The organism is Mucilaginibacter aureus, assembly GCF_053514885.1.
In genome coordinates this window covers 1,130,510-1,142,659 of record NZ_CP170601.1, presented here as the reverse complement: position 1 = coordinate 1,142,659, position 12,150 = coordinate 1,130,510, and the positions used below count along the sequence as shown (strand labels likewise).

General features: G+C 44.4%; 11 protein-coding genes. 7 read left to right on the top strand and 4 right to left on the bottom strand.

The window, feature by feature from the left end; translation table 11 throughout:
• Positions 1-107 precede the first annotated feature (107 nt).
• From ACFGVR_RS04785 to ACFGVR_RS04775, 3 genes are all read right to left on the bottom strand, one after another.
• Positions 108-401 (bottom strand): hypothetical protein, encoded by a 294-nt coding sequence (locus tag ACFGVR_RS04785; RefSeq protein ID WP_448701496.1) that lies wholly within the window; start codon positions 399-401, stop codon positions 108-110.
• A 103-nt stretch (positions 402-504) separates the two neighbouring features.
• Positions 505-951 carry a YhcH/YjgK/YiaL family protein gene (locus tag ACFGVR_RS04780; RefSeq protein WP_448701495.1) on the bottom strand — a complete coding sequence of 149 codons (447 nt, stop codon included), beginning with the start codon at positions 949-951 and terminating at the stop codon, positions 505-507.
• A 96-nt stretch (positions 952-1,047) separates the two neighbouring features.
• Positions 1,048-2,073, bottom strand: coding sequence for a PfkB family carbohydrate kinase (locus ACFGVR_RS04775; RefSeq protein ID WP_448701494.1), 1,026 nt, complete (start codon positions 2,071-2,073; stop codon positions 1,048-1,050).
• Between the two features lie 208 nt (positions 2,074-2,281).
• Here ACFGVR_RS04775 and ACFGVR_RS04770 point away from each other — a divergent pair, with 208 nt between their 5' ends.
• The 7 genes from ACFGVR_RS04770 to ACFGVR_RS04740 all read left to right on the top strand — a co-directional run bounded on the left by ACFGVR_RS04770 (position 2,282) and on the right by ACFGVR_RS04740 (position 9,583).
• Positions 2,282-2,941 carry a bifunctional 4-hydroxy-2-oxoglutarate aldolase/2-dehydro-3-deoxy-phosphogluconate aldolase gene (locus ACFGVR_RS04770; RefSeq protein ID WP_448701493.1) on the top strand — a complete coding sequence of 220 codons (660 nt, stop codon included), beginning with the start codon at positions 2,282-2,284 and terminating at the stop codon, positions 2,939-2,941.
• A 38-nt stretch (positions 2,942-2,979) separates the two neighbouring features.
• A complete protein-coding gene (locus ACFGVR_RS04765; RefSeq protein WP_448701492.1) occupies positions 2,980-4,359 on the top strand; it encodes an MFS transporter in 1,380 nt (459 codons plus the stop codon).
• Positions 4,360-4,417: 58 nt separating this feature from the next.
• Positions 4,418-6,043, top strand: a complete 1,626-nt coding sequence (locus ACFGVR_RS04760) for an NADP-dependent glyceraldehyde-3-phosphate dehydrogenase (protein ID WP_448701491.1) — start codon at positions 4,418-4,420, stop codon at positions 6,041-6,043.
• 223 nt (positions 6,044-6,266) lie between these two features.
• Positions 6,267-6,653, top strand: coding sequence for a hypothetical protein (locus tag ACFGVR_RS04755; protein ID WP_448701490.1), 387 nt, complete (start codon positions 6,267-6,269; stop codon positions 6,651-6,653).
• Between the two features lie 286 nt (positions 6,654-6,939).
• A complete protein-coding gene (locus ACFGVR_RS04750; RefSeq protein ID WP_448701488.1) occupies positions 6,940-7,914 on the top strand; it encodes a DUF6515 family protein in 975 nt (324 codons plus the stop codon).
• Positions 7,915-8,082: 168 nt separating this feature from the next.
• On the top strand, positions 8,083-8,271 hold the full coding sequence (locus ACFGVR_RS04745; protein WP_448701487.1) for a twin-arginine translocase TatA/TatE family subunit: 189 nt from the start codon (positions 8,083-8,085) through the stop codon (positions 8,269-8,271).
• Positions 8,272-8,371: 100 nt separating this feature from the next.
• A complete protein-coding gene (locus ACFGVR_RS04740; RefSeq protein ID WP_448701486.1) occupies positions 8,372-9,583 on the top strand; it encodes a DUF2252 domain-containing protein in 1,212 nt (403 codons plus the stop codon).
• On the opposite strand, the gene ACFGVR_RS04735 is transcribed toward ACFGVR_RS04740, so the two are convergent.
• Complete coding sequence (locus ACFGVR_RS04735) at positions 9,580-12,027, bottom strand: DUF5686 and carboxypeptidase regulatory-like domain-containing protein (protein ID WP_448701485.1); 2,448 nt, start codon at positions 12,025-12,027, stop codon at positions 9,580-9,582. The genes ACFGVR_RS04740 and ACFGVR_RS04735 overlap by 4 nt on opposite strands.
• Positions 12,028-12,150 lie beyond the last annotated feature (123 nt).

Here is a 12,150-nt window from a genome sequence, read left to right as displayed (position 1 = left end):
TATAAATATACAAAATTCCCCCAACACTAACAAGCGTTCCAATATCTGTAAGGGCAGTTTATGCAGCGCAAGCATTTAGCCATACTGCTAAAGTTCAAAAGACACTTTCAAACCTCACTCATAATTAAACCGATTTGAGGAGTCACTTTTAAGTTATTGTAAAATTCCTTTTCGCTATCATGGGTATAAGAGAACGATAGTCCAACCATATCCGGAAAGACTTTGGCTTTCCTTGCATAATGAAGCGCTGCAATTTTAAGTTGATGTGTCTTATCAGAAATATTGAATTCAATAATATCATCATGGTTTATGCTACCCGAAACAATGTTGCCCAGGATGATCAATCCTATTCGTGTAATATTAAAGCTTTCGACTATCTCAAATTCAGCAACTTGTTTCATCACCTAAATTTACAACAAAGCCCGCATATCTTTTGATATACGGGCTTTAAATTCTATAACCGGAACAGACCTCAAGACTCTCGACTCAAGACTCCCGACTACATCAAATAGCAACTTTTACCACCAGTTTTTTAATAAAACCGTCACCGATCATCGGCGCGTGTACATCATTCGGGTAAAATATAACAAACTCGCCGGCTTGTAAGGTAAAATACATTTCAGCCGCGTCAGCATAAAAAGTTACGTCTTTTTCAGCGTTGTATTCAGCTTTTGGCGATTTGCAATCGTTACGTGGTTTCCAGCCCATGCTCTCGGTACCGCTGATCAACACCTGGATATCGATGTTTTTATCGTGGCACTCAAATTTTTCGCCGGCAGCTTCTTTGCTTACGCCGTCTTTGGCCATTACGGCATATTTAACGCCGTCAACATCGTATTTACCAACCTCAAGGGCGTTAAGGTCGATAGAAGCCAGGTGGTCAAAAGCAGCTTTAAAGCCCGGGTGCAAAGCGATGTATTGACCGCCGTTTGCTAATGTATCTATAATCATTGTTTTGTTTTTATGTTCATAGTTAATGGTTCATAGTTCATAGCCAGCTTGGGGCTACTTCCTACCATGAACCATGAACTATGATCTATGAACTAATTAACGTTGTACGCGTCCCGAACCGTCGCCTTTAACCAGCTCTTTTACTTCGTTCAAAGTAGCGTGGTTCAAGTCGCCAGGGATGGTGTGTTTCAATGCCGAAGCAGCAACACCAAACTCAGCAGCATCGCCCTGGCTCATGCCGGTAACCAAACCGAAGATGAAACCACTGGCGAAAGAGTCGCCGCTACCAACACGGTCAACAATACGTACTTCGTACTGTTTGGTGTGGTAAAAATCGGTGCCGTTGTACACTAAAGCGCTCCAGCCGTTGTCGCTTGCACTGTGGCTTTCACGAAGTGTCGAAGCAATATATTTAAAGCCGAATTTTTCTTTCATTTGTTTGAAAACGCTTTTGTAACCATCAAGGTTCAGTTCGCCTTTGGTTACATCTGTTCCTTCCGATGTAAAACCTAAAGTAGTATCAGCGTCTTCTTCGTTACCGATACAAACGTCAACATATTTACAAAGCTCGGTCATTACCTGGCGGGCTTTTTCTTTGCTCCAAAGCTTTTTACGGTAGTTCAGGTCGATCGAAGTAGTGATGCCTTTAGCTTTAGCAGCTTTTAAAGCAGCCAGGGTTAAAGCAGCAGCTTTATCGCTCAAAGCCGGGGTAATACCGGTAGTGTGGAACCAATCAGCACCTTCAAAAATGGCATCCCAGTTAAATTCGCTGGCGTCAACATCAGCAATAGAAGCGCCGGCACGGTCATAAACAACCTGCGAAGCACGCATTGAAGCGCCTGTTTCTAAAAAGTAAATACCTAACCTGTCGCCACCACGAGCCACAAATTGGGTATCAACACCATAACGGCGCAGGTGGTTAATAGCTGATTGGCCGATTGGGTTATTAGGCACTTTTGACACGAAGGTGCCATTAAGGCCATAGTTGCAAAGGGCCGCCGAAACGTTGGCTTCGCCGCCACCGTAGGTAATATCAAAGGTATCGGCCTGTACAAATCTTTTAAAATCAGGAGTCGATAATCTCAACATGATCTCTCCCAGGGTTACGACTTTTTTAGACATCGTTTTTATATGTTTTAGTTTGAAAATAGGTTATATATATACTAAGGTACTTAGTGGTGCCAAAATTACACTTAAACATCACTAATTAATAGGTTTTTATAAAAAAATCACCGGGAACGTTTGCGTAATTATTTTGCGCTCAATGCCCTTTACTTTTTTATTTCTTTATACTTTAGCCCCCAATTGTGAGATATTAACCAATATTGAGATGGACAAAAAAGCAACCCTTTTAAAGCTGATACCTGAACAAGGTATTTTACCCTTATTTTTTAACAAAAGCCCCGAAGTAAGCGTAAAGCTTTTACATGCTTTATATGAGGCAGGCATAAAAACTATTGAATACACTAACCGTGGCGAGGCCGCTTTTGAAAACTTTAAAGTTTTGCGCCATGTTTGCGATACTGAGCTTAATGATATGTACTTAGGTATAGGTACCATTAAGGATGGCGAAACCGCTCAGAAATTTATTGATGCAGGTGCCGATTACATCATCAGCCCCGGTTTGGTTGAAGATGTTGTGCCGGTTGCCGATAAAGCAGGTATCCTGTGGTTTCCGGGCTGTATGACACCTACCGAAATCATCCGTGCCGAAAAATTAGGCGCAAAGGTCATCAAATTGTTCCCTGGTAACATGCTGGGTCCATCTTTCTTATCGGGTATTAAAGAATTATTCCCTAACTTGCTGTTTATGCCTACAGGTGGTGTTGATATGACCAAAGAAAGCATTTCGGGCTGGTTTAAGGCCGGTGTTTGCGCAGTTGGGATGGGAAGCAAACTGGTAAGCAAAGAAGTGATGGAAGGCCAGAAATATGCAGAGCTTACTGCAGCTACAAAAGAAGCTATCGAGATCGTAAAATCTTGCAGATAAGTACCGCTCTATAAACCAATTTAAACAAAATAACCATTATGAGTGAAAACAGAATGGGAAGGTACCGGTGGACTATAGCCACCCTGCTTCTCTTTTCGACTACCATTAACTACATGGACCGCCAGGTGGTGAGCTATTTAAAGGAGTACTTTTGTACCCCGGTAGCACAAGGCGGCTTTGGCTGGACCAATATCGATTACGGTAACCTGATATCGTGGTTTACCTTCTTTTACGCTGGTGTAACCATTGTCAGCGGTTGGGTAATTGATAAAATAGGTACCAAACTGGGCCTGGCCTTGTCATTGATCACCTGGTCTACTTTCGGTATCGTTAACGCCTTTGTTGGCCGTACTGTAGCATTAAATATTGCTGTACGGAGTTTATTCGGTATAGGCGAGGGCGGTAACTTCCCGGCCTCCATTAAAACAGTTGCCGAATGGTTCCCGCGCAAAGAACGCGCCCTTGCAACTGGTATTTTCAATAGTGGGTCGAATATCGGCGCTATGGTAGCTTCGCTGTTCGTACCCTGGTGTATGCTTTTCTTCGGCCCTGCATTGGGTTGGAAAATGGCCTTCATCTTAACCGGTGCTATCGGTTTTGTTTGGTTAATATTCTGGTTTATCCTGTACAACTCTCCGGCAAAACATAAATATTTAACCAAGCAGGAGTTTGATTATATCCACAGCGATGCGGATAACCAGGCAGTGCATGTCGCCCCGTCCGAAGATGTAGCTAAAGACGAAGCAACAGCTAAAGTATCCTGGTGGAGGTTATTAACCTACCGCCAAACCTGGGCATTTTTCGTAGGCAAGTTCATGACGGATGGTGTTTGGTGGTTCCTGTTGTTCTGGTTACCCGATTATTTGAAAAAACAATTCGGCATGAATACGCACGATGTGCGCTGGCCCACATTCATTGTATATGGTATTGCTATTTTCGGTAGTATCTACGGTGGCCGTATCCCCATGTTATTTATGAACCGTGGCTGGGCAACTTACAAAGCCCGTATGACTACTATGTTTATTTTGGCACTGTTTCCGTTAGCCTTATTATCAACCCAGTATTTTGGCGATAAAGCCATCTTTGGCGATAACGCTGCTATGCTGGCTATAGGTGTTATCTGCATCGGCGCTGCTGCTCACCAGGCATGGTCAGCCAACCTGTTCACTACCGTATCCGATATGTTCCCTAAAATAGCCGTAGGCTCTGTTACAGGCATTGGTGGTGCGGCAGGCGGCTTGGGCGGTGTGCTTATCCAACAACTGGCTGGCAGGTTAACCCAGCATTATATAGCTACGCCGCAAACCGCGTACTTGTTCATGTTTTGCACTTGTGCTTTGGCATACATTATTGCCTGGTCTATCATGAAGGCATTGGTGCCTAAGTTTACCCCGATTAGCAAAGAAGAATTGTGCTAAACCCTTTTTAAAGAAGCGGGCACGCGCTGCCCGCTTCTATTCACATAAACAAACTATAATGAGTTTTGAAGATCAACTAAAATCCTTATTTGTTGAGGAAAGCCAGGTACCTGCCGAGTACCGCCTGGATGGCGAACTGCACCAGCGCGAGTACCTCAGCAATGGCGAAATGAAAAGATGGGACGGACCTACCTGCGATGTTTACTCGCCGATATGTTTCCCGGGGGCTGATGGGCTTACCCGTAAGCTGATCGGCAGTTACCCGCTGGGTACCGAGACCGAAGCTATGGCAGCGCTTGATGCCGCTGTTGCCGCTTACGATAACGGCCGTGGCGAGTGGCCAACCATGAGCGTTGCCGATCGCATTAAGTGCGTGGAAAACTTTACCTTTAAAATGCTCGAGCAGCGTGATATAGTGATCAAGCTGATCATGTGGGAGATCGGTAAATCCATTGCCGACTCGACCAAGGAGTTTGACCGGACCGTTGAATACATCAATTTGACCATCGACGCGTTAAAAGATATCGACCGCGAATCGTCGCGCTTTATCATAGAGCAAGGCATTGTGGCGCAAACCCGCCGTTCGCCGCTGGGTGTGGTATTGTGCATGGGGCCGTTCAACTACCCGTTGAATGAAACCTTTACAACACTTATTCCGGCTTTGATCATGGGTAACACCATCCTTTTCAAACCACCAAAACACGGTACGCTATTGCATTACCCGTTGTTGGAGGCTTTCCGCGAATGCTTCCCTAAAGGTGTGGTGAATACTGTTTACGGCCGTGGTGCCAACACCGTTCCGGGCTTAATGAAAACCGGCAAGGTAAACGTGCTTACGCTGATCGGATCGAGCAAGGTGGCTAACGAATTGAAAAAAATGCACCCTAAGGTTAACCGCTTACGCGCGATATTAAGTTTGGATGCCAAAAACGTAGCCATCGTAACCAAAAGCGCCGACCTGAAAATGGCAGTTGGTGAAGCTGTTTTAGGCTCACTGTCATTTAACGGACAGCGTTGTACCGCGTTAAAGATCTTCTTTGTACACAAAGATGTGGTTGATCAGTTCAACACCCTGTTAAGCGCCGAAGTTGCCAAACTTAAATTAGGTATGCCATGGGAAAAAGGCGTAGCCATTACCCCATTGGCTGAGCCGGGCAAACCCGATTATTTGAAAGATGTTATTGCCGATGCTGCCGCACATGGCGGTAAAGTAATTAACGAAAATGGTGGTGCAACTGCCGCATCTATTGTATACCCGGCTATCGTTTACCCGGTTAACTCCGAAATGAAGCTTTACCGCGAAGAGCAGTTTGGCCCGGTTATTCCGATAGTGCCTTACGAATCCATAGAAGAGCCGATCCAATACCAGTTAGACTCGGTACACGGCCAGCAGGTAAGTATCTTCAGCGAAGACCCTACCGAAATTGCCGCCCTGATCGACCCGTTCGTTAACCTGGTAAGCCGTGTAAACATCAATGCACAGTGTCAGCGCGGCCCGGATGTGTTCCCTTTCACCGGCCGAAAAGACAGTGCCGAAGGAACCCTGTCGGTTGTTGATGCTTTGCGCAGCTTCTCTATCCGCTCGCTGGTTGCAACCAAGCTTAATGATACGAATAAGCACCTCATCAACGAGATCGTAAATCACCACGATTCGAACTTTTTGAGCACCAAGTACATTTTCTAAACAGCTTCAAAAAAATCATCTTAATAATCAGAATGCCCGTTAACAGCGGGCATTTTTTGTTTATCCATGTATATTTCAATATTCTGCGTTAGCGATTGCAGCGGATACCGGCCAAGTGGCTAAGGCCTGTGTAGTATGAGCGGAAAGCGCGGGCCGGAGGCAACGCCCATAAACTAAAGGGTTACTTTAATGGCATGATTGTATTAACTAAAAACCTGCAATTATGGAAGAGCGTAAGACCGCAGCTTATGTACTATCGGTGGTAGCCTTAATATTTCTATACATTTTCTGGTTAAGGCCTTACCGCGATCTAAAAAAAGAACATACCCTATCTTTTAAAACCTGTTCAGTAAAATTTCATTATCGGTATGCGGTTGACACCAATGAAACATCATATGGTATTGCCAAAACTGAATTAGTTATGTGCGTTTGCAGCTTATACATGCATAAACCCGATACTGCGGCAGCCAGATTTATTATGAACTATTATAAAAAACATGGTCAAAACCCTTCTCCGGATAGCCTTCATCATGCCCAATACAATAACCTGGACAGCATCATCAAATATCGCGAAAAAGCACTCGACCCAAGATATATGTGGGATGATTAGTGTTGTTAAAATTATTTACCCCACCACGCAACCTTTACCCACAATCAACCATCTTACCAAAAACCCCTGTTAATTTGTGGCATGTGTATGGTGTTACGAATAGTGTAACTATATATTTTAACTAAAGTATATTAATTGTTAATTAATCGCGTTAATTAGTGTCAGGCGGCGCGGATAGGCTGATTGTTATTGTAACTGGTTTGTAAAATAGCCATTACAAGCGTTAAACGCAATAAACCATCACCGATCCGTGTAGTCATACTAACAATTAAAATAAAACACGTCTATGAAAAAATCATCAAAATATTTATTCTCAGCTTTTGCCGGAATAATGTCAATGTTTATGTTTTCGTTCAGCTATGCCCAGGGGCATCGCGGTGGTGGCGGTGGCAGTTCATTCGGCCACGGTGGCGGCGGCGGTTCGTACAGTCATAGCAGTGGTTCATTCAGCCATGGCGGCGGCGGCTTTAGCGGCGGCCGTTCTTTTAGCCCTTCACCACGTGGTAATTCAGCGCCTCAGGGCGGTCATTACAGCAATTCGCCAAGGGGCGGCTTCCCACAGGGCGGTCATTATAATGCGCCGCAAGGTCATTACAACACCCCACAGGGTGGCCATTACAATGCACCACAAGGCGGCGGTAATCACGTAAATGGTTATCCGCAATCAAGGGGCTATTACAATACACCGCAAGGCCGTGGCAATCATGTAAACAGCTACCCGCAATCAAGGGGCTACTCTAATAATTCCCACGGGTCGTACGGTGGTTATAACAGGGTAAGCAGCTATAATCATAGCGTATACGGTGGCCGTTATTATGGTTATCACCCGGTTTACAGGGGCGGTTACTACCACTTTTACGGTGCATACTATACCCATTATTACGCACCAAGAATAGGTTTTTATGTCAACGTCCTCCCTTATGGTTACTACCCGTTCTATTATGGCGGCATACAATATTACTATGATCAGGGCCTGTATTACCAACCATCCGACAATGGTAACGGTAATGGATATCAGGTTGTAGCTCCGCCGATAGGCGCTTTGATCAATACGTTGCCTGCCGGTGCCGAAAGTATCATGATCGATGGTGTACAATACTACCAGTTAAACGGTGTGTATTACCAGCCGGTAACTAACGATGATGGCAGCGTATCGTACCAAATTGCCGGTAAAGACGGTGAGCTGAACACCAACCCGGGTCCTGATAATAATGATCAGCAGTATCCCGACGATAACAACAATCCTCCGCCTTCAAACTAATCAGGCACCATATATCCCCTATATATTTGATATGGGTCGCGGTTTAATCAAGCCGCGGCCCTTTTTTATCAGCACCTGTTAATCTCTTATCAAAATAAACTTTTGATTTAATTATAATTCGTAACTTAGTGCCCGCATAAGTGCAGGTATTTTTAAAACGCAGTAATCATGATACAAACAACACTTTTATTTTTTAGCGGTCAAGACCTCATTATTATCGCAGTGGTTGCTTTGTTGTTGTTTGGTGGCCGTAAAATCCCTGAGTTTGCCAAAGGCCTTGGCGAAGGTATCCGTAACTTTAAAGAAGCCAGCGAAGGCAAAAAAGACGACGACAAAACTCCATCCGAAAAGAAATAATCTCTTTTTGTCGTTTCCTTACGTAGATTTTATTGCCCGTTAAATTAGTAGTTGCAAACAATTTTGATGTTTTGTTATTATTGGGTTATACCAATTGTAAATGCATAAAATTTCGCAACGGCTTATTGATTTTAACGCCCCTCTTTTACCCGATATGGTCAGGCTTAAATACGAAGCCATGGCCGAAAACGCTTTTCGTTTTTATCGCGGCACCTGCCATATTTTTTACGAGGACCTGGGTAAAGTCCATCAGTCACTACCCAAATCTCCATTAACCTGGATCTGCGGCGATCTGCACATCGAAAACTATGGCAGCTACAAAGGCGATAACCGTTTGGTGTATTTCGATCTGAACGATTTTGACGAAGGCCTGCTTGCCCCGGCCAGTTGGGAAATAACGCGTATGCTCACCAGCATCTTTATCGCTTTCGATTCGTTGGAAATTGGCGACGAAGAAGCCATGCGCATGGTACAGCTTTTTGTTAAAACCTATTCGGCTACCTTAAAAAAGGGAAAAGCTATCTCTATCGAGCCGCGTACTGCCAAAGGCATAGTGTGTGCTTTTTTGGAGAAGGAAGCCAATCGCAAAATAAAGGAACTGCTTGCAAAGCGAACAGAACTTAAAAAAAACAAACTGGTATTATCGCTCACACACAAACGACACTTCGCGATCGACGAAAAGCTAAAGGCCGAGTTGCTGCATCACATTACCGAATGGATAGCCAACAGCAGCGACAGCCCCTATAATTTTAAAGCCACTGATGCGGCATTTAGGTTAGCCGGTACGGGCAGCGTAGGAATAAAGCGGTACATGTTTTTATTGCGAAGCGCCAAAGCAAAAAGGAAATACCTGTTGATCGATATGAAACAGGCCAAACAATCGTCGGTAAGTCCATACATCCACATACCGCAACCGCAATGGGAAACAGAGGCCGATAGAGTGCTGGCTATCCAGCAGCGGATGCAGAATATCTCGCCGGCATTGCTGAGCGTTATCAATTTCAGAGGCGACTCTTACCTGATACAGGAAATGCAGCCTACCGAAGACAGGATCGATTTTAATGTGATCAAAGACCGTTACCGCGATATTTACCAGGTTGTTGATGACATGGCTGCTTTGTCGGCATCGGCGCATCTGCGCAGCAGCGGCAGGCAGGGCTCGGCAATTACTGATGATCTGATGGCCTTCGGCGATAATGGCAGCTGGCAGGATGAACTGATCAAATACTCAAAAAACTACGCTAAGCAAGCCAAAGAGGATTACAAAAAGTTTTTAAAGGATTATAAAAAGGGCGTGTTTGATAGCCGTTAAAAATTATACGTAAACCTGAAGCCCTGCAAAACAGGCAGGTTTTTCCCGTACGAGAAGCCATAATCCAACCGAAGGGCTGTACGTTTTAAACCGATATAGTACTCTTTATAACTGGGCAGCAGTTCGTTGGTGAGGTATGAGCCGCCAATGATCTCTTCGATATTCAAGGCGCGGATATAGGGCACCTTGCCTAAAAAATACCCGCCGAAGTTATGCTCGTAATGGGCCTCAAAATATTTTTTATCGGTGCTGTAGGTATAGTAGTCCAGAAAGTGAAAACTGCCCAGGCTCGAATCGAAGAAGAAACTCTGGCCACCATGAAATTGTTTATAATCAGGATAATACAGGTTTGTAGCGTTGAAGAACTTACCCACCGACAGAAAGTACGACGAGTACCCGTAAATACCTATCCGCAGCAGGTCCTGGAAAAAGTCGATCGATACAAAATCAAAATTAACATCCGAATTAAGTATCGGGGCCCCTTTGCGGTAGTTAATGCGCATACGCGGATATTTAGTGGGCTCAATAAATTTGCCATCGGGGTTAATGGTATATTGCTGGTTAAAGGTAATGGTTGCCGAGGTACGGAAAGTTAAAGCCTGGTGATTGGGGAACAGCGGGATATCACTGTTGGGGTCCAGTGGGTTATTCGAGGTTAGCTGGGTACTGTCTTTACCAATATTGGGGTGCGAACTGTTGATCACCGATTCGCGGTAAGCGTATTCTACCTGCCCATTGAGCAGTACACCGTTCATTATTTCGCCCTGTATACCCGCCAGGGCAAACTGGGCCTTGTAAAGTTTCAGGTAGTTGTTACCGGCAAACAGGGTGCTCAACGAGTTGAGGAACAAGCTTAAAGTACCTGTGTTGTTCAGATCCAGGAAATCGGCCCCAAACCTTCCATAAATAGCGGCCTGCTTTAAAGGGTTATACTTGTAATTGATATTGGTATTAAAAGTGAGTATTTTATTAGAACCACCGTAACGAACTGCGGGGTCGATGGTCAATATTTTACCCCGCTCAAATTCGCGCGAAAAATGTGGGGTAATATCAAAGCTTATACCTTCTACCGTGTTATAAAATACAACTTTGAACGGCGAAGGTATAGAGAACCGTATTTTTTTGTAAGGGTCGTAATAATCGTAATTACGCAGCAAATATGGTATCAGCCTGAATTTATTATTGGTACTTTTTACAGAGTCTTTAGCCGCTTTGTTCTCATCGGTTTGGGCGGCTTCAAACAAATGGTAATATCGCTTCTCGTCGGGCAGCAGGGGCACGGCCCGGTTATTGTTCCAAAAAGCCGAATCGCGCTTTGTGGTTTCTTTGCCTACCTCAAAAACCTCACCATTAAAAAAATTCTTGCCAAAGCCCGGGGTTATATTGTAATTGTAGGCCACTCCAATAAAATAACCGGCGTATTTAAAACCAATTATCTTACCTGTAAAATTAAAATTTAACGATAGTGGCATCCAGATCGTATCGTTTACCGGGATAAATTGCTCCTGTATGTTCAGGGTATCCACAAAATCGATATGGGCCCTTTTGTACAGGTGCAGATCTGCTCCGTAAAGCCGCCAGTCGCCTTCGATCACGTAGATCACCCCGTGAAAAACATATTCGCCATCATGCTTCGGTTCAACCTGTATAATGTCAATGGTTTTATCATCATCGGTAAAGCGCTGCAGTAAGGTGTACCGGTAATAACGTAAGGCATTATCGGCAACCGGCGATATATAGCTGCGCATGCTCAGTCCGTTCCACGATAGCAGGTTATCGTACAAGTTCACCTGCAGATCAAGCGCCCGGTTAAAGCCAAAGGGGTTTTCGCCCCCCGCCTGTTTTGATCCCTCCATAACCTCTTTCACTTTGCCCGGCCGCCTGAAATTAAAAGCAGACGTTGACTCAAACAAACTGATGATACCCCGGCGGTCGGGATTAAGGTTCAGTATCTTAGCCACATCCTCTTTAACAAAAGTATGTGGTGCGTTCAGTAATTTCTGGTTGGCTTTAAAATATACCTGGCATGCGTATTCTTTAACCTGGTCGTGATAATATTTCCTTTTATCAATAACCTGGCGCATAATAATGGTGGCGCTGTCAAGCTCGGCATCCTGCGGGATATAACTTTGCAGCGTATAGTTCTCATGCTCGAGCGTGGCATTAAGGGTTACGTTCTGATCAATAACCTTAACATCAAGGGTTTGCAGTTCATACCCAATAAACCTGAAAGCCACTGTATAATTACCCGGCTTAACCTTAAGCTGGTAAAAGCCATGTTCGTTGGCAATAGTGCCGTTGCTTGTGCCTTTAATATACACCGGCACAAAGGCTACGGGCTTGCCGTGCGGGTCGGTAACATTGCCTTCAACAACATAGCTCTGGGCAAAAGCCGCAGTGCAGCGTAAAAATAGCGTCAGTAAAATTACTGTTGCAGCGCGCATACAAAATAGCAGGGTAAAAGGTTAACCATAAAAATACTACAACAGCTTTACATCAACAGCAATTAATGCTCCATAATTATTATTAATCGCACAATAGTTACAGATATGCCCCATTATACACAT